Source organism: Streptomyces sp. NPDC040545 (assembly GCF_055595065.1).
Genome location: NZ_JBVIWA010000012.1, coordinates 145,391 through 163,655 on the forward strand (window position 1 = coordinate 145,391; position 18,265 = coordinate 163,655).

Here is an 18,265-nt window from a genome sequence, read left to right on the forward strand (position 1 = left end):
GGGTACTGGGGAAGGGATGCTCATGGAGGCCGCGTTGATCATCTTCGCGCTGATGGTGCTTTTCACCTTCCTGGGCTTGGGCGTGTACGCGACCGTCAAGGTGGTGCAGGCGACCAAGCGCGGTGTGGACCGGACCATCACGCAGGCGCGGCGGACGGTGGAGGACACCACGCTGCGCGCCAAGAGCTTCGGTCAGGTGGGGGTCACGGGGGCGCTGGCGCAGCTGCGGCTCGACCTGCGGACCTCGATGCGCGCCACGGAGCAGGCGCTGCGGGACGGCGTCCGGGTGGACGCCTCGCTGCACGAGTCGATCGCGCTGTTCGAGCGGCTGAGCGCGCACGGGCGCGAGCTCGACGACGAGCTGAAGCGGCTGGAGCAGGACCCGGACCGCGGGCGGATCGCGGAGCGCCTGCCGGACCTGCGGGAGCGGACGGCCAAGATCAAGCAGGCCGCGGACTCGCTGCGGTGGGCCGCGCGGGACCGGGCCCAGCGCTTCGCGCAGGACGACCTGTCCACGCTGTCGGCCCAGATCGAGGTCGAGTCCGACGCGCTGCGGGACTGGCAGCGGGAGCCGGTGGACGACCTCGCGGCCGCGGCCGCGGCATGGGATGCTGCGCAGGCGGACGGGGCTCCGGCAGGTCCGGCGCAGGCTCCGGGCAAGGCCCCGGCGAACGCTCCGGGGCGGCCTGCGGCGGCGGCGAGCCCGGCGTGGGGCGCGGATCAGCCGCAGGCCCTGAATCCGGCCGCTCCGGCGCCGCAGTACCCCTGGCAGAAGGCACGTCGACCGGAAAGCACCACCTGAGGCGGGGCAGCACCACCTGAGGCGGGGCGCACGGGCACGCGTAGGGGCTCGTACCGGGTTCGTACCGTAGGCTCTCGCCGCCCCGGGGCCCCGGTCGGCGGTCGCGTCGTGGGGCCAGGCTGCCGTCATGCCCCCACGGGCGGTAACCTCCGGCTCATGTCCCGCCATGTCGCCATCGTCACCGATTCCACGGCCTACCTGCCTCGACCGGCCATGGCGCGGCACGGAATCACCGCCGTTCCGCTCACCGTGGTGCTCGGTGGTGAGGCACTCGAGGAAGGCACCGAGATCTCGGCGCGCAGCCTGGCCCTGGCCCTGCAGAAGCGCCGCTCGGTCACCACTTCGCGCCCCAGCCCGGAGGAGTTCGTCCGGGCCTACCGGGCGGCCGCGGACGCCGGGGCGACCGGCATCGTCAGCCTGCACCTGTCCGCCGAGCTGTCCGGCACCTACGATGCCGCCGCGCTCGCCGCGAAGACGGCACCCGTACCGGTGCGCGTCGTGGACACCGGCATGATCGCGATGGCTCTGGGCTTCTGTGCGCTCGCCGCCGCCGAGGTGGCCGAGGCGGGCGGGTCCGTGGACGAGGCCGTGGCGGCCGCCGAGAAGCGTGCGGCGGACATGGCCGCGTACTTCTACGTCGACACCCTCGACTACCTCCGCCGCGGCGGCCGGATCGGGGCCGCGCAGGCCCTCCTCGGCTCCGCCCTGGCGGTGAAGCCCCTGCTGACGCTGGACGGCGGGCGGATCGAGATGCTGGAGAAGGTCCGTACGTCGTCCAAGGCCATCGCCCGCCTGGAAGAGCTGGCCGTCGAGCGCGCCGGGTCCGCCGCCGTCGACGTGGCGGTGCACCACCTGGCGGCTCCGGAGCGGGCGGAGAAGCTCGCCGAGCGGCTCCGCGAGCGCATCCCAGGGCTGGTCGAGCTGCACGTCAGCGAGGTCGGTGCGGTGATCGGGGCGCACACCGGCCCGGGGCTGCTGGCGACGGTCGTCTCGCCCCGCTGATCACCGGAACGGGTGGCGCGGTTATCCACAACGGGGCTTTTTTCCACCGGAATTGAGTGATCCGAACCGGGGGCGGGATCGGCCTCTACGGTCGTGGCATGACTCTTCGAACGCGTGCTTCGTATCCGTCGGGCGCCACCAGTGGCCCGGGCCGCCCCCGTCTCTCCGACGGCCGGCTCTCCGAGAGCCGGCTCTCCGGCAGCCGTCTCTCCGACGGCCGTCTCCGGCATCGCCGTGCGGCGCGTCGAGGCCGGCGGGTTCCTCACCCCGAGCCGGGCGCGGTGCGCCGACGGGCCGAAGCCTTGCTGGGCGGCAGCAGCCCGCCGCCTGCCCCGGCCCCGCCGCCCCGGGCACTCCAGGCGCCGCCCGCGGCCCCGGACGGGGCCGATGCCCGGGCACCGTCCGACGGGGCGTCCGGGCTGCCCCCAGGGGCTGCGCGGAGGCTGGCCGTGCGGGAGCGGCTGCCGCTGTGGCTGCAGGACAGCTGCGAGGTGCGGCCGCGTGCGGTGGCTGCCGTCGGGGTGGTGCTGCTCGCCGCCGTCGGGTTCGCCGGGCAGCAGTACTGGTCGGCCCGGCCGCGGGCGGTGACCGTGCCCGCGGTGGTCGCCCCGGGGGCCGTCCCGGCGGCGGCCATGGCACCGGCGGGGGCTCCGGCCCCGGGAGCGGGGGCCGGCGGGGCCGGTGGAGCCGCGCGGATCGTCGTCGACGTCAGCGGCAAGGTCCGGGATCCCGGGGTGCGGCGGCTGCCCGCGGGTTCGCGGGTGGAGGACGCGCTGGCCGCCGCGGGGGGAGTGCGTCCGGGCACCGACACGACCGGGCTGAACCGGGCCCGCGTGCTGGTGGACGGCGAGCAGGTGGTCGTCGGCGCCCCGGCGCAGCCGGCACCGGCCGCCGGGCCGGGCGGCGGTGCCGGCTCCGGTCCTGGTGCCGCCTCTGGCCCGCTGAGTCTTGGTTCGGCCACGGTCGCCCAGCTCGACGGGCTGCCGGGGGTCGGGCCGGTACTGGCGCAGCACATCGTCGACTTCCGTACCGCCCGCGGCGGCTTCCGCTCGGTGGAGGAGCTCCGCCAGGTCGACGGCATCGGTGAGCGGCGCTTCGCCGACCTGCGCAGGCTGGTGCGGCCGTGAACCGCCCGGAGAGTCCGGGCCCGCCGGACCTCCGCCTCGCGGTGCCCGCCGGGGCCGCCTGGGCGGCGGCCGCCCTCGCCCTGGACCTGCCCGTCCACCGGACCGCCCTCGGGGTGGCCCTGGGGATGGTCTGCGCGGGCCTGTTGATGCTGGGCGCGTGCCGGCGTCCGGGGCCGCTGTGGCGCCTCGCCCCGGCCGCGGCGGCGGCCCTGCTGTGCGCGTCGGCCGGGGCCGGGGTGGCGGGGCTCCAGCGGGCCGAGGCGCGGGCCGGGCCGGTGGCCGGGCTGGCGCAGGAGCACGCCCGCGTCCTCGCGGAGCTCACCGTCGGCTCCGACCCGATGGCCGCCCGGAGCGCGAGCGGGCCGCCGGTGGTGGTGCTGGACGCGGTGGTGAACCGGGTGACCGGGCCCGACGGGACGAGTACCCGGGTCGAGACCCCGGTGCGGGTGCTGGCCGGGCATCCGGGATGGGCCGGGCTGCAGCCTTCCACCCGGGTGGTGGTGGTCGCCCGGCTGGCGCCGGCGCAAGGTGGGGAGCGGGCCGTGGCGCTGCTCAGGCCGGCCGGTGACACCCCGCCCGGGGTGACCGGCGGCCCGGACACCCTCCAGCGGCTCGCGGGGCGGCTGCGAGCCGGGCTGCGCGAGGCCACCGAGGGGCTCGCACCGGATGCCAGGGCCCTGCTGCCGGGGCTCGTCGTCGGGGACACCTCCAGGGTTCCGTCCGACCTGCACGAGGCCTTCCGGGCCACCGACCTGCTGCACCTGCTGGCCGTCTCCGGGTCCAACCTCACCGTGGTGCTGTTCCTGCTCATCGGGCCCCCGGCCCGCGCGCAGCAGGCCGAACGGCGCGGGCTGGCACCCCGGCTCGGCCTCTCGCTGCGGGTGACCGCCCTGTGCGGGGCGGCCCTGACCCTGGCCTTCGTGGTGGTGTGCCGGCCCGAGCCGAGCGTGCTGCGGGCCGCTGCCTGCGGGGCGGTCACCCTGCTGGCCATCGCCACCGGACGGCGCAGGTCGTTGATCCCGGCCCTGGGTGCCGCCGTGCTGCTGCTGGTGCTTTATGACCCCTGGCTGGCCCGCAGCCCCGGCTTCCTGCTCTCCGTACTGGCCACCGGGGCGCTGCTCACCCTCGCTCCCCGGTGGAGCGACGCCCTGCGGCGCCGTGGGGCGGGACCGCGGCTCTCCGAGGCGCTGGGGGCCGCGGCGGCCGCCCAGGCGGTGTGCGCGCCCGTGGTGGCCGTGCTCGCCGCCCGGGTCAGCCTGGTGGCGGTGCCGTGCAACCTGCTGGCCGAACTGGCGGCCGGTCCCGCGACGGTCCTCGGCTTCGCCGCGCTCGCGGTGGCCCCGGTGTGGATGCCCGCCGCGGAGCTGCTCGCCCGGTGCGCGGCGGTGCCGGCGGGGTGGATCGCGGGGGTGGCCCGGGCCGGGGCCCGGTTCCCGGGCGCGGAGCTGTCGTGGCCGGGCGGGCTCGCCGGGGGCGTTCTGCTGGCCGCCGCCACCCTGGCCGTCGTCGTGGTGGCCGGTGGCCGGTTCCGCGGGCGCGCGTGGCTCTGCTCCGCCCTGGCGGTGCTGCTGCTCCTGGCCGTACTGCGGCCGCCGCAGCTCACCCGCACGCTCTCCGGCTGGCCGCCGCCCGACTGGAGCTACGTCCAGTGCGCCGTGGGGCAGGGGGACGCCGCCGTGCTCTCCGTCGGCCCGGGGGAGGCCCTGGTGGTGGACGCCGGCCCGGAGCCCGGACCGGTGGACGACTGCCTGCGCGCGCTGGGCGTCCACCGCGTGCCGCTGCTCCTGCTGACGCATTTTCACGCCGACCATGTGGGAGGCCTGTCGGGGGTGCTGCGGGGCCGGTCCGTGGCGGTGATCCAGGCCACCTCGCTCGAAGAACCGCCGGGGCAGGCCGAGTTCGTGCACCGGACCGCGGCGGCCGCCGGTGTGCCGGTCGTGACGGCGGTGCAGGGGGAGCGGCGCCGGGCCGGGGCGTTCGAGTGGCAGGTGCTCTGGCCGCCGCCGGCCGGACCGCCGCCCGAGGGGCCCAACGACGCGAGCGTGGCCCTGCTGGTGCGCGGCGCGGGGCTGACCCTGCTCCTGCTCGGCGACCTCGAACCTCGCGCGCAGCAAGCCCTCTTGAGGGCCCATCCGGACCTCGGGCCGGTCGACGTCCTCAAGGTCGCCCATCACGGTTCCGCGCACCAGGACCCGGAGCTGTACGCCCGGATCCGGCCACGGTTCGCGCTCGTTCCCGTCGGCGTGGCCAACCGCTACGGACACCCCGCGCCCAGTACGCTCGCCCGGCTGCGGGAGCTGGGGGCGACCGTGCTGCGCACCGACACGGACGGCTCGATCGCCGTCGCCGGAAGCGGAGTTCGGCTACGGTCGTTTCCGGCCAGCCGACGGCGGAATCGGCGCGGTCATACCGGGCTCGACCACTCTGTTTGCCCACAACCCGACAGCATGATCGAATGCGTCTTCGCCAGAACGGTCCAAGTCCACACAGCACGGGGGTGCATCAGCCATGTTCGGTCGCCGACGGGGGATGGAGACGGCCGGAAGTTCCAGCCCCTCCACATCCGCGACACTGACGCTCCCGCCGACGGCGCGTCTGCTCAGCTGCCGGGTCCTCGACACGGTCCACCGGCCGGTCCGGCAGGCCACGTTCGAGGTGACCGACCCGATCGGCCGCCGCATCGTCAGCGGCGAGACCGACCCGTTCGGCGGCTTCGCCGTCGCCGTACCGGAGGGGGAGTACCGGCTCTCCGTGACCGCGGAGGGGTACGCGCCCTTCCACGGGGTGACGATCGTCGGGGACCCCGGGCAGCCCGGCACCGCGGAGATCATCCTGGACACGGTGGAGCCGCCGCTGCTGCCGCAGCCCGGCCACTGGGAGCTCGACCCGACGCACTCGTCCATCGGCTTCACGGCCCGCCACATCGGGCTGGCCCGGATCCGCGGCCGGTTCACCACGTTCGCCGGGGCGGTGCGGATAGCCGAGCGCATGGAGGACTCCTCCATGCACGTGATCATCGATGCGGCGAGCATCGACACCGGGGTGCGGCTGCGCGACGACCACCTGAGGTCGGGGGACTTCCTGGACGCGGTCCGCCACCCCACGGTGGAGTTCTACAGCGAGCGTTTCATCCACCGCAGCGGCAGCAGCTGGGCCGTGGCCGGGGCGCTGACCCTCCACGGGGTGAGCCGGTCCGTGACCCTGGACACCCAGTACCTGGGTCTGGGCACGGGCCTGGAGGGCGAGCTCCGGGCAGCCTGCCGGGCCACCGCCGAGCTGCACCGCGAGGACTTCACCCTGAACTGGCAGTCGATGCTGGCGCACGGGATCGCGGCCATCGGTTCGAGCGTGGAAGTGACGCTGGACGTCCAGGCCGTGCGCAAGGCCTGACGCGCGGTCCCCTACGGGGCTTCCAGCCAGCCCTCGTACTCGGCGGCGAGGTCGTCCAGCGAGGTGGTGTCGAGCCGTTCCTGCGGGTCCTCGACGACCACCAGCCACTGGGCGTCCTCGGCGTCGTCCTCGCCGGCCAGCGCGTCGCGGACCAACTGCGGCTCCTCCGGGAGGCCGAAGCGGTCGGCGGCCTCCTGGGCCACCTCCTCGGCGGCGTCGCGGTCGGGCAGGACGAGTACATGTCGCACATTCACGCGACCATTCTCGGGCACGCGGGGCGGGGGGCTGTCAGTGCGGCGTGGGATGCTGGAGCCGATGGCCACCAGGAAGAACTCCACCGACGATCCGCTTGCCCCGCTCACCCTCGCGGTGGGGCAGGAGGAGCTGCTGCTCGACCGTGCCGTGCGCGAGGTCGTGACGGCCGCCCGCGCCGCCGACGCCGACACGGACGTCCGCGACCTCGCCTCCGAGCAGCTCCAGCCCGGCACGCTCGCCGAGCTGACGAGCCCCTCGCTCTTCTCCGAGCGCAAGGTGCTGGTCGTGCGCAACGCGCAGGACCTGTCCGCGGACTCGGTCAAGGAGGTCAAGGCCTACCTCGCCGCGCCCTACGAGGAGATCATCCTGGTCCTCCTCCACGCGGGCGGGGTCAAGGGCAAGGGCCTGCTGGACGCCGCGCGCAAGGCGGGCGCGCGGGAGATCGCCTGCCCGAAGATGACGAAGGCCGCGGACCGGCTGTCCTTCGTGCGCGGCGAATTCCGCACGCTCGGCCGGTCTGCGACCCCGGAGGCCTGCCAGAGCCTGGTCGACGCGATCGGCAGCGACCTGCGGGAGCTGGCGAGCGCCGCCGCGCAGCTGTGCGCCGACGTCGAGGGGACCATCGACGAGGCCGTCGTCGCCCGCTACTACACCGGCCGGGCCGAGGCATCCAGCTTCACGGTCGCCGACCGGGCGGTCGAGGGACGGGCGGCCGAGGCCCTGGAGGCCCTGCGCTGGTCCCTGTCCACCGGGGTGGCGCCGGTCCTGATCACCAGTGCCCTGGCCCAGGCGGTCCGCGCGATCGGCAAGCTCGCCTCCGCCCCGCGCGGAGCCCGCCCCGGCGACCTCGCCCGGGACCTGGGCATGCCCCCGTGGAAGATCGACCGGGTCCGCCAGCAGATGCGCGGCTGGTCGGCGGACGGTGTCTCGGACGCCCTGCGCGCCGTGGCCGCCGCCGATGCCGGGGTCAAGGGCGGCGGCGACGACCCCGAGTACGCCCTGGAGAAGGCCGTCGTCGCGGTGGCCCGCGCGGCCCGCCCCCAGCGCCGTTAGCGCGTACCCCCGCATGTATGACGGTGCCGACTACTGGGAGCGCTGGATCGCGAGGCTGGTGGCCGTCCTCGCCGCCGCTGCCGGGGCTCAGCTGACCTGGGCCGGTGAGCACGGGGTGAAGAGCGTTCCCGTCGTCGAGGACGTCCGCTTCGTCATCCACCTGGCCGAGGGGATGGCGGAGCGGGAGGCCCTCGCACCCGAGGCCCTGCGGGACCTGCGGACCATCGGCCGGCTCCTCGACGAGGCCGACGTCTTCGGCCGCGTCGGCCTGTGGGCCGAGTCACTGACCGCCGAGCCGGCCGCCTGGAACGAGGTGCGCACCCTGGCCCGCCGGATGCTCGTCGCCCGCGAGGGCGACTGGCGCCGGCCGCTGCCGCACCGCGTACCGCCCCAGCACCTCTACGCCTGAGCGGCCCGGTGAGGCCCGCTTCGGGCAGCACGAAGGCCCCGGCCACCGCCCTGGGGAAGGGTGGAGGCCGGGGCCTTCGGTTACTTCTGGTTGCGCCGCACCCGCGTGGCGAACGCTTCGTGTGCGGAGCGGGGTGCCGGTCAGGAGCGGGAGAGAGGGCCCACTGGGTCCCTTCCGGCGATCACATCAGGGAGCTCAGCCCTGCAGGGAGGCAACCTTGGTGGCCAGCGCCGACTTCTTGTTGGCGGCGGCGTTCTTGTGGATGACACCCTTCGAGACAGCCTTGTCGAGCGCACGCGCGGCAGCGCGAGAAGCCACGGTGGCCTTCTCGACGTCACCGGCGACGACGGCCTCGCGGGCCTTGCGGATCGCGGTCTTGAGCGAGGACTTGACGGCCTTGTTGCGCAGGCGCGCCTTCTCGTTCGTCTTGTTCCGCTTGATCTGGGACTTGATGTTCGCCACGAAAGAGCCTTTTCAGGTTCAGAGTTTGATCTTCGGATTGTGTCCCGACAGCTGAGAGGGCATACGAGACACAGCTGCCCAGGCTACCAGGCACGCTACGGGCGGCCCAAACCGAGCGCACTGCCCCGTCCATGGGACCATGGGAGTCTGCGTATAGATCCGACATCGCGCCGCCGACAGCGACGGGAGCCGGACTTTCGCTCCGACCGACGCTCCGCAAATGCTTCCGACTGCGACCGAGAACCAGGACACTGCGTGCCCGCGATCCCCAGCCACGTGCCCGAGCCGAGCCGTACCGACTCGGCGCTGATCCGCAACTTCTGCATCATCGCGCACATCGACCACGGCAAGTCGACCCTTGCCGACCGGATGCTTCAGATCACCGGTGTGGTCGACCAGCGGCAGATGCGCGCCCAGTACCTCGACCGCATGGACATCGAGCGTGAGCGCGGCATCACGATCAAGTCCCAGGCGGTCCGGCTGCCCTGGGCACCCACCACGGGCGAGGGTCAGGGCAACACCCACATCCTCAACATGATCGACACCCCCGGGCACGTCGACTTCACCTACGAGGTCTCGCGCTCCCTCGCCGCGTGCGAGGGCACCGTCCTCCTGGTGGACGCCGCCCAGGGCATCGAGGCACAGACCCTCGCCAACCTGTACCTGGCGATGGAGAACGACCTCGCGATCGTCCCCGTCCTGAACAAGATCGACCTGCCGGCCGCCCAGCCGGAGAAGTTCGCCGAGGAGCTCGCGAACCTCATCGGCTGCCAGCCCGAGGACATGCTCCGGGTCTCGGCGAAGACCGGTCTCGGTGTCGAGGCGCTGCTCGACAAGGTCGTCGCCACGGTCCCGGCCCCGGTCGGCGTCAAGGACGCCCCGGCCCGCGCCATGATCTTCGACTCCGTCTACGACTCGTACCGGGGCGTCGTCACGTACGTCCGTGTGGTCGACGGGCAGCTGAACAAGCGCGAGCGCATCCGGATGATGTCCACCGGCGCCACCCACGAGCTGCTGGAGATCGGTGTCTCCTCCCCGGAGATGACCCCGTCCGACGGCATCGGCGTCGGCGAGGTGGGCTACATCATCACCGGCGTGAAGGACGTCCGTCAGTCCAAGGTCGGTGACACCATCACCAGCCTGCACAACGGCGCCACCGAGGCCCTCGGCGGCTACAAGGACCCGCGGCCGATGGTCTTCTCGGGCCTCTACCCGCTCGACGGCTCGGACTACCCGGACCTGCGCGAGGCACTGGACAAGCTGCAGCTCAACGACGCCGCGCTCGTCTACGAGCCCGAGACCTCGGCGGCGCTCGGCTTCGGCTTCCGCGTCGGCTTCCTCGGCCTGCTCCACCTGGACGTGGTCCGTGAGCGCCTGGAGCGCGAGTTCGGCCTCGACCTGATCGCCACCGCGCCCAACGTGGTCTACCGGGTGGTCATGGAGGACGGCAAGGAAGTCACCGTCACCAACCCGAGCGAGTTCCCCGAGGGCAAGATCTCGGACGTGTTCGAGCCGGTCGTCAAGGCCACCGTGCTCGCGCCCACCGAGTTCATCGGCGCGATCATGGAGCTGTGCCAGCAGCGCCGCGGCACCCTCCTCGGCATGGACTACCTCTCCGAGGACCGGGTCGAGATCCGCTACACCCTGCCGCTCGCGGAGATCGTCTTCGACTTCTTCGACCAGCTGAAGTCCAAGACGCGCGGCTACGCCTCCCTGGACTACGAACCCACGGGCGAGCAGTCCGGCAGCCTGGTCAAGGTCGACATCCTGCTGCACGGCGACAAGGTCGACGCCTTCTCCGCCGTCACGCACAAGGACGCCGCCTACGCCTACGGCGTGCGCCTCGTCGCCAAGCTGCGCGAGCTCATCCCGCGGCAGGCCTTCGAGGTGCCGATCCAGGCCGCGATCGGCTCCCGCGTCATCGCCCGCGAGACCATCCGCGCCATCCGCAAGGACGTCCTCGCCAAGTGCTACGGCGGTGACATCTCCCGTAAGCGGAAGCTGCTGGAGAAGCAGAAGGAAGGCAAGAAGCGGATGAAGATGGTCGGCTCCGTGGAGGTCCCGCAGGAGGCCTTCATCGCCGTCCTCTCCAGCGACGAGTCCGGCGGCAAGAAGAAGTAGCAGCCCCGCCGTCACCCGACGCAGACAGGCCCCCGCACTCAGGTGCGGGGGCCTGTTTCGTTATGAAGCGGCCGCTCGCGGGCCCTTACGCACGCGCCGGTCGCGCTCTAGTCTGATCACTGCTCGATGGTTACTCGCCAGTTTAAAAAGTCAACGGCTGCATACCCGCCAGTCCCCAGCGCCCCCAGCGCCCCACGCCCACGCACTACCGCGTGGATCGGTCCGGAGGATGTCGTGAGCGACACACAGACCTATCTCGAGAACCGCCCGCCCACCGTGGCGGTGCTCTTCCTTGAGCGCGTCGCAGCGACGCCCGACGACGAGGCCTACCGGTACCCGGTGCCGGCGGCCGGCGGCCAGGGCGGCGCCGACGACTGGAAATCACTCAGCTGGGGCCAGGCGGCCGAGCGGGTGTTCGCCATCGCCGCCGGGCTGATCGCTCTCGGTGTCCGGACGGAGGAGCGCGTCGCGCTCGCCTCCAACACCCGGGTCGAGTGGATCCTCTCCGACCTCGGCGTGATGTGCGCGGGCGGCGCCGTCACCACGATCTACCCCAGCACGAATGCGGACGAGTCGGCGTTCATCCTCTCGGACTCCGAGAGCCGGGTGCTCATCGCCGAGGACGCCAAGCAGCTGGCGAAGGCGCGCGAGCGCCGCGCCGACCTGCCGAACCTCGCCCACGTCGTGGTCCTGGACGCCGATGACGCGGTCGCCGCCGCAGGAGACCCCGAGGGCTGGGTGCTCTCGCTCGCCGAGCTGGAGGCACGCGGCAAGGAGTACCTCGCCAAGCACCCTGAGGCGGTCAAGGAGCGGGTAGGGGCCATCACCTCCGACCAGCTCGCCACCCTCATCTACACCTCCGGCACCACCGGCCGCCCCAAGGGTGTCCGGCTGCTGCACGACAACTGGTCGTACCTGGCCAAGGCCATGGTCGCCACCGGGCTGATCGGCAAGGAGGACGTCCAGTACCTCTGGCTGCCGCTGGCCCACGTCTTCGGCAAGGTGCTGACCTCCGGGCAGATCGAGGCCGGGCACGTGACCGCCGTCGACGGCCGGATCGACAAGATCATCGAGAACCTGCCGATCGTGCAGCCGACGTACATGGCCGCCGTTCCGCGCATCTTCGAGAAGGTCTACAACGGCGTGGCCGCCAAGGCCCGCGCCGCCGGCGGAGCCAAGTACAAGATCTTCAAGTGGTCGGCCGGCGTCGCCCGCGAGTACGCGAAGGTCACGCAGGACAACTTCCGCCGCACCGGCCAGGCGACCGCCCCCTTCGGCCTCACCACCAAGCACAAGATCGCCGACGCGCTCGTCTACTCCAAGCTCCGCGAGGCCTTCGGCGGGAAGCTGCGCGCCGCCGTCTCCGGCGCCTCCGCCCTGGCCCCCGAGATCGGCTTCTTCTTCTCCGGCGCGGGCGTCCACATCCTGGAGGGCTACGGCCTGACCGAGTCCAGCGCGGCCTCCTTCGTCAACCCGGGCGAGGCCTACCGCACCGGCACCGTCGGCAAGCCGCTCCCCGGTACCGAGGTCCGCATCGCCGACGACGGCGAGGTCCTGCTGCGCGGCCCCGGCATCATGCAGGGCTACCACCGGCAGCCGGACAAGACCGCCGAGGTCCTGGAGTCCGACGGCTGGCTGCACACGGGCGACATCGGCGAGCTGTCTGCCGACGGCTATCTGCGCATCACCGACCGCAAGAAGGACCTGATCAAGACCTCGGGCGGCAAGTACGTCGCCCCGGCGGAGATCGAGGGCCAGTTCAAGGCGATCTGCCCGTACGTGTCGACGATCGTCGTGCACGGCGCCGACCGTAACTTCTGCTCGGCGCTGATCGCCCTCGACGAGCCGTCGATCCTGACCTGGGCGGCCGAGAACGGGCTGGAGGGCAAGACGTACGGCGAGGTCCTGGCGGCGCCGGAGACCAACCGCCTGATCGAGACGTACGTACAGACCCTGAACGAGGGCCTGCAGCGCTGGCAGACGGTCAAGAAGTTCCGGCTGCTGCCGCGCGACCTCGACGTCGAGCACGGCGACCTCACGCCCAGCCTGAAGCTGAAGCGACCGGTGGTCGAGCGTGAGTTCAAGCACCTGATCGAGGAGATGTACGAGGGGTCCCGCGAGGCGTAACGCCTGCCGCGGGCCTGGCCGGGCGGGGCGGCGGACCGCCCCGCGGACCCCGCCGTTCCCGGGCGGCCGCGGGTGTCGGCCGCGTGCCGGCTCCCGGGGCTCCGCCCCGGACCCCGCGCCTCGAACGCCGGCGGGGCCGGATGTGTCGACGGCGGGGCTTTTCCGGTGCGGGATGATGGGGGTATGCCTTCCGCACTCCCCGACGGTGAACCCATGCCCGAAGACGGCGCGCTGCCGTCCGATGCCCTGGCGGGCGCGGGGGAGCGGCCGCTCGGTTTCTACCTGCACGTCCCCTACTGCGCCACGCGCTGCGGGTACTGCGACTTCAACACCTACACGGCCACCGAGCTGCGGGGCACCGGCGGTGTGCTCGCCTCCCGGGAGAACTACGCCGACACCCTGATCGACGAGGTCAGGCTGGCGCGCAAGGTGCTCGGCGACGACCCGCGCGAGGTCCGGACCGTCTTCGTCGGCGGCGGCACGCCCACGCTGCTGCCCGCCGCCGACCTCGTACGCATGCTCGCGGCGATCCGGGACGAATTCGGCCTGGCCGAGGACGCAGAGATCACCACGGAGGCCAATCCGGAGTCGGTGGACCCGAAGTACCTGGCCGAGCTGCGCGCCGGGGGCTTCAACCGGGTCTCCTTCGGCATGCAGAGCGCCAAGCAGCACGTCCTGAAGGTGCTCGACCGCACCCACACGCCGGGGCGCCCCGAGGCGTGCGTCGCGGAGGCGCGGGCCGCGGGCTTCGAGCACGTCAACCTCGACCTGATCTACGGCACGCCCGGGGAGTCGGACGAGGACTGGCGGGCGACCCTCTCGGCGGCGCTGGGCGCCGGGCCGGACCACATCAGCGCCTACGCGCTGATCGTCGAGGAGGGCACGCAGCTGGCGCGGCGGATCCGCCGCGGCGAGGTCCCGATGACGGACGACGACGTCCACGCCGACCGGTACCTGATCGCGGACTCGGTCATGGCCGAGGCCGGGTACTCCTGGTACGAGGTCTCCAACTGGGCCACCTCGGAGGCCGGCCGCTGCCTGCACAACGAGCTGTACTGGCGCGGCGCCGACTGGTGGGGCGCGGGGCCGGGTGCGCACTCGCACGTGGGCGGGGTGCGGTGGTGGAACGTGAAGCACCCGGGCGCGTACGCCGCGGCGCTGGCGGAGGGCCGTTCCCCGGGCGCGGGGCGCGAGCTCCTCTCCGGGGAGGACCGGCGGGTGGAGCGGATCCTGCTGGAGCTCCGGCTGGTGGACGGGGTGCCGTTGTCGCTGCTGGCCCCGGCCGGGCTCGCCGCCTCCCGCAAGGCCCTGGCGGACGGTCTGCTGGCCCCTGGCCCGTACGAGGGCGGGCGGGCCGTACTGACCCTGCGGGGGCGGTTGCTGGCCGACGCCGTGGTCCGGGACCTGGTGGACTAGCCTGCGGCGCCGTTGCCGGGGGCGCCGCCCCCGGCCCCGGCGCCTCGAACGCCGGCGGGGCTGAAAGACCGCCTCAAGCGCCGGCGGGGCTGGGTGGGGCTGTGACGTGGTCGATGAGGTGTTCCACCGAGCCCAGGAGGGTGGGTTCCAGGTCGCGGTACGAGGTGACCCGGGACAGGATGTGCTGCCAGGCGGCGCCCGTGTTCTCCGGCCAGCCCAGGGCCCGGCAGACGCCGGTCTTCCAGTCCTGGCCGGGCGGGATCACCGGCCACGCGGAGATGCCCAGCGCGGACGGCTTCACCGCCTGCCAGACGTCCACGTACGGGTGGCCCACGATCAGGACGTCCGGCGAGGTCACCGACGCCGCGATACGGGACTCCTTTGACCCCGGGACGAGGTGGTCGACCAGGACGCCGAGGCGGGCGTCCGGCGCCGGGGCGAAGTCGGCGACGACGGCCGGGAGGTCGTCGATGCCCTCCAGGTACTCCACCACCACGCCCTCGATCCGCAGATCGTCACCCCAGACCCGCTCCACCAGCTCCGCGTCGTGCCGGCCCTCGACGTAGATCCGGCCGGCCCGCGCCACCCGCGCCCGCGCCCCGGGCACCGCCAGCGAGCCCGAGGCCGTCAGGAGCGGCCCGGAGGGCCTGCGGGCGGGGCGGACCAGGGTGACCACGTCGCCGTCCAGCAGGAACCCGCGCGGCTCCATCGGGAACACCCGCCGCTTGCCGAAGCGGTCCTCCAGGGTCACCGTGCCCGCCTCGCAGGCCACCACCGCGCCGCAGAAGTCCGTACCGGCCACCTCGACCACCAGGTCCAGGTCCGCCGCCACCTCAGGCACGGCCTTGGGTCGCTTCCACTGCGGGGTCAGGTCGGGGGAGTACTCGCGCATCCGGCCGACAGTAGGAGAGCCGCGCGCGTCACGCCTCCGACACGCCGAAACGGGCCGCCAGTGTGGCGCGTTGGGCACGGACGAAGTCCGCCCCGACCACCGCTCCGTGACCCGGCACGTACAGTGCGTCGTCGCCGCCCAGCGACAGCAGCCGGTCCAGGGCCGCGGGCCACTGCCCGGGCCTGGCGTCCGGCCCCACCGAGGGCTCGCCCGATTCCTCGACCAGGTCCCCGCAGAAGACCACCTCGCGCTCGCCCGGCACGAAGACGGCCAGGTCGTGCCCGGTGTGCCCGGGCCCCACATTCGCCAGCAGCACCTGTACGCCGCCCAGTTCCAGCGTCCACTCGCCCGACACCGCGTGCCCGGGCGGCACCAGCAGGTCCACCGCCTGCGCCGCCTCCGCCTCCGCGAGCCCGTGCCGTACCGCGTCCCCGCGCAGCTCCTCGCGCCCCGTCGACAGCAGTGCGGCCAGCCCGACCGCCCCGAACACCTCGGCCCCGGCGAAGGCGGCCCCGCCCAGGACGTGATCGAAATGACCGTGCGTGAATGCGATATGGGTCACGCGCCGCCCTGTCAGCCGCTCCGCCTCGGCCCGCACCTGGGCGCCCTCGCGTACACACGAACCGGGGTCGATCAGAAGGACCGAATCCTCGCCCACCACCAGCCCCACGGTGCAGTCCCACACCGGCAGCCGCCGCCGGCCGGCCCGTCCCGTCAGCCGTTCCCAGCCGGACTCTTCCCAACGCACGTCCATACCGCGACGCTACCCTGGCGGGCCTCCCTTGCCAGGGGCTTACCGCCCGGCCGTACACTGAGCGGGGGCTCTCTGGCACTCGAACGATCAGAGTGCCAACGAACACGGCAGAACACGGCAGAACACGGCAACGGACCACAGCTGGAGGTGTGCGCGATGCTCAGCGAACGCAGACTCGAAGTGCTGCGCGCCATCGTCCAGGACTACGTCGGGACGGAGGAGCCGGTCGGCTCCAAGGCGCTCACGGAGCGGCACCGGCTCGGCGTCTCGCCCGCCACCGTGCGCAACGACATGGCCGTGCTGGAGGAGGAGGGCTACATCGCCCAGCCCCACACCAGCGCCGGCCGGATTCCCACCGACAAGGGCTACCGGCTCTTCGTCGACAGGCTGGCGGGGGTCAAGCCGCTGTCGTCGCCCGAGCGCCGGGCCATCCAGAACTTCCTCGACGGCGCCGTCGACCTCGACGACGTGGTCGGCCGCACGGTGCGGCTGCTCGCGCAGCTCACCCGGCAGGTCGCCGTCGTCCAGTACCCGAGCCTGACCCGGTCGACCGTCCGGCACGTGGAGCTGCTCTCGCTCGCTCCCGCGCGCCTGATGCTCGTACTGATCACGGACACCGGGCGGGTCGAGCAGCGGCTCATCGACTGCCCGAGCCCCTTCGGGGAGACCTCGCTGGCGGACCTGCGGGCCCGGCTGAACAGCCGGGTCGTCGGGCGCCGCTTCACCGATGTGCCCCCGCTCGTCCAGGACCTCCCCGAATCCTTCGAGGCCGAGGACCGCGGCACGGTCTCCACCGTGCTCGGGACCCTCCTCGAAACCCTGGTCGAGGAAGCCGAAGAGCGGCTGATGATCGGCGGTACCGCCAATCTCACCCGCTTCGGACACGATTTTCCCCTGACGATCAGGCCGGTGCTCGAAGCGCTGGAGGAGCAGGTCGTGCTCCTCAAGCTGCTGGGCGAGGCCAACGAGTCGGGAATGGCCGTACGGATCGGGCATGAGAACGCCTACGAGGGACTGAACTCCACGTCGGTCGTCTCGGTCGGTTACGGTTCGGGCGGCGAAGCAGTCGCCAAACTCGGCGTGGTCGGACCGACCCGCATGGACTACCCCGGAACGATGGGAGCGGTACGCGCAGTGGCACGTTACGTCGGACAGATCCTGGCGGAGTCGTAAGTGGCCACGGACTACTACGCCGTTCTCGGCGTGCGCCGCGACGCATCGCAGGACGAGATCAAGAAGGCCTTCCGGCGCCTCGCGCGTGAACTCCACCCGGATGTGAATCCGGACCCGAAGACGCAGGAGCGCTTCAAGGAGATCAACGCGGCCTACGAGGTGCTCTCGGACCCGCAGAAGAAGCAGGTCTACGACCTCGGCGGCGACCCGCTGTCCTCCTCGGGCGGCGGCGGCGGAGCGGGCGGCTTCGGAGCGGGTGGCTTCGGCAACTTCTCCGACATCATGGACGCCTTCTTCGGCCAGGCCTCGCAGCGCGGCCCGCGCTCGCGGACCCGGCGCGGCCAGGACGCGATGATCCGTCTGGACCTGGAGCTGGACGAGGCGGCCTTCGGGACCACCAAGGACATCCAGGTCGACACGGCCGTCGTCTGCAACACCTGCTCCGGTGAGGGCGCCGCTCCTGGCACCTCGGCGCAGACATGTGACATGTGCCGCGGCCGCGGTGAGGTCTCGCAGGTCACCCGGTCCTTCCTGGGCCAGGTCATGACCTCGCGCCCCTGCCCGCAGTGCCAGGGCTTCGGCACCGTGGTCCCGACCCCGTGCCACGAGTGCGCGGGCGACGGCCGGGTCCGCTCCCGCCGCAGTCTCACGGTCAAGATCCCGGCCGGTGTCGAGAACGGCACCCGGATCCAGCTCGCGGGCGAGGGTGAGGTCGGCCCCGGCGGCGGCCCCGCCGGCGACCTGTACGTGGAGATCCACGAGCTGGCGCACCCGACCTTCCAGCGGCGCGGGGACGACCTGCACTGCACGGTCACCATCCCGATGACGGCGGCCGCGCTGGGCACCAAGTGCCCGCTGGAGACGCTGGACGGGCTGGAGGAGATCGACATCCGGCCCGGCACCGGGTCCGGCCAGGCGATCCCGCTGCACGGGCGCGGTGTCACCCACCTGCGCGGTGGTGGACGCGGCGACCTGATCGTGCACGTCGAGGTCACCACCCCGGGCAAGCTGGACGCCCAGCAGGAGGACCTGCTCCGCCAGCTGGCGAAGCTGCGCGGCGAGGAGCGGCCGATGGGTCAGTTCGCGCCGGGTCAGCAGGGTCTGTTCAGCCGGCTGAAGGACGCTTTCAACGGTCGCTGACCGACCGCGATCCACCGTCACGAGCCCGGCCTGGGGATTCCCCGGCCGGGCTCGTCACATGGGCCCGGCGGCGGCCGGAGGCCGGTCAGGAAGCGGACTATGCCAGGCGAATGCCATGATTCGGCCCCGTGCGCGGGACGTG

At 72.9% G+C, this 18,265-nt stretch carries 15 protein-coding genes and 1 pseudogene; 12 read left to right on the plus strand and 4 right to left on the minus strand.

Annotation, left to right across the window (positions count from 1 at the left end; genetic code table 11):
- Positions 1 to 22: 22 nt before the first annotated feature.
- From ACZ573_RS23025 to ACZ573_RS23045, 5 genes and pseudogenes are all read left to right on the plus strand, one after another.
- Positions 23 to 802, plus strand: a complete 780-nt coding sequence (locus ACZ573_RS23025) for a hypothetical protein (RefSeq protein WP_471307026.1) — start codon at positions 23 to 25, stop codon at positions 800 to 802.
- Positions 803 to 958: 156 nt separating this feature from the next.
- Positions 959 to 1,804: a DegV family protein gene (locus ACZ573_RS23030; protein WP_471307027.1), complete on the plus strand. Its 846-nt coding sequence runs from the start codon at positions 959 to 961 to the stop codon at positions 1,802 to 1,804.
- Positions 1,805 to 2,253: 449 nt separating this feature from the next.
- Positions 2,254 to 2,931 (plus strand): ComEA family DNA-binding protein, encoded by a 678-nt coding sequence (locus ACZ573_RS23035; RefSeq protein ID WP_471307029.1) that lies wholly within the window; start codon positions 2,254 to 2,256, stop codon positions 2,929 to 2,931.
- Between the two features lie 146 nt (positions 2,932 to 3,077).
- Positions 3,078 to 5,303 (plus strand): annotated as a pseudogene (locus ACZ573_RS23040) (ComEC/Rec2 family competence protein); the annotation flags it as partial.
- A 136-nt stretch (positions 5,304 to 5,439) separates the two neighbouring features.
- Positions 5,440 to 6,321, plus strand: coding sequence for a YceI family protein (locus ACZ573_RS23045; RefSeq protein WP_301371224.1), 882 nt, complete (start codon positions 5,440 to 5,442; stop codon positions 6,319 to 6,321).
- Positions 6,322 to 6,332: 11 nt separating this feature from the next.
- Here ACZ573_RS23045 and ACZ573_RS23050 read toward each other — a convergent pair whose 3' ends face one another.
- Positions 6,333 to 6,575, minus strand: a complete 243-nt coding sequence (locus ACZ573_RS23050) for a hypothetical protein (RefSeq protein ID WP_351149550.1) — start codon at positions 6,573 to 6,575, stop codon at positions 6,333 to 6,335.
- A gap of 61 nt (positions 6,576 to 6,636) precedes the next feature.
- Between ACZ573_RS23050 and holA the strand changes: the two genes are divergently transcribed.
- Positions 6,637 to 7,629, plus strand: coding sequence for a DNA polymerase III subunit delta (gene holA, locus ACZ573_RS23055; RefSeq protein WP_314244843.1), 993 nt, complete (start codon positions 6,637 to 6,639; stop codon positions 7,627 to 7,629).
- A 13-nt stretch (positions 7,630 to 7,642) separates the two neighbouring features.
- Positions 7,643 to 8,038, plus strand: a complete 396-nt coding sequence (locus tag ACZ573_RS23060; RefSeq protein WP_471307032.1) for a hypothetical protein — start codon at positions 7,643 to 7,645, stop codon at positions 8,036 to 8,038.
- A gap of 195 nt (positions 8,039 to 8,233) precedes the next feature.
- On the opposite strand, the gene rpsT is transcribed toward ACZ573_RS23060, so the two are convergent.
- Positions 8,234 to 8,500 (minus strand): 30S ribosomal protein S20, encoded by a 267-nt coding sequence (gene rpsT / locus ACZ573_RS23065; RefSeq protein ID WP_030384651.1) that lies wholly within the window; start codon positions 8,498 to 8,500, stop codon positions 8,234 to 8,236.
- Between the two features lie 255 nt (positions 8,501 to 8,755).
- On the opposite strand from rpsT, the gene lepA reads away from it, so the two are divergent.
- From lepA to hemW, 3 genes are all read left to right on the plus strand, one after another.
- Positions 8,756 to 10,621, plus strand: coding sequence for a translation elongation factor 4 (gene lepA / locus ACZ573_RS23070; protein ID WP_471307034.1), 1,866 nt, complete (start codon positions 8,756 to 8,758; stop codon positions 10,619 to 10,621).
- Between the two features lie 234 nt (positions 10,622 to 10,855).
- Positions 10,856 to 12,748, plus strand: coding sequence for an AMP-dependent synthetase/ligase (locus ACZ573_RS23075; RefSeq protein WP_471307036.1), 1,893 nt, complete (start codon positions 10,856 to 10,858; stop codon positions 12,746 to 12,748).
- A gap of 183 nt (positions 12,749 to 12,931) precedes the next feature.
- Positions 12,932 to 14,164: a radical SAM family heme chaperone HemW gene (gene hemW / locus ACZ573_RS23080; RefSeq protein WP_471307038.1), complete on the plus strand. Its 1,233-nt coding sequence runs from the start codon at positions 12,932 to 12,934 to the stop codon at positions 14,162 to 14,164.
- Between the two features lie 73 nt (positions 14,165 to 14,237).
- On the opposite strand, the gene ACZ573_RS23085 is transcribed toward hemW, so the two are convergent.
- Both ACZ573_RS23085 and ACZ573_RS23090 read right to left on the minus strand, forming a co-directional pair.
- The gene (locus ACZ573_RS23085) at positions 14,238 to 15,056 is read right to left on the minus strand and encodes a DUF3097 domain-containing protein (protein ID WP_471307040.1); all 819 of its coding nucleotides are present in this window, start codon (positions 15,054 to 15,056) and stop codon (positions 14,238 to 14,240) included.
- A 28-nt stretch (positions 15,057 to 15,084) separates the two neighbouring features.
- Positions 15,085 to 15,810, minus strand: coding sequence for an MBL fold metallo-hydrolase (locus tag ACZ573_RS23090; protein WP_471307043.1), 726 nt, complete (start codon positions 15,808 to 15,810; stop codon positions 15,085 to 15,087).
- A 156-nt stretch (positions 15,811 to 15,966) separates the two neighbouring features.
- Here ACZ573_RS23090 and hrcA point away from each other — a divergent pair, with 156 nt between their 5' ends.
- Both hrcA and dnaJ read left to right on the plus strand, forming a co-directional pair.
- Positions 15,967 to 16,983 (plus strand): heat-inducible transcriptional repressor HrcA, encoded by a 1,017-nt coding sequence (gene hrcA, locus ACZ573_RS23095; RefSeq protein WP_301371237.1) that lies wholly within the window; start codon positions 15,967 to 15,969, stop codon positions 16,981 to 16,983.
- Positions 16,984 to 18,123 (plus strand): molecular chaperone DnaJ, encoded by a 1,140-nt coding sequence (gene dnaJ / locus ACZ573_RS23100; protein WP_030010180.1) that lies wholly within the window; start codon positions 16,984 to 16,986, stop codon positions 18,121 to 18,123.
- The last annotated feature ends 142 nt before the right edge of the window (positions 18,124 to 18,265 follow it).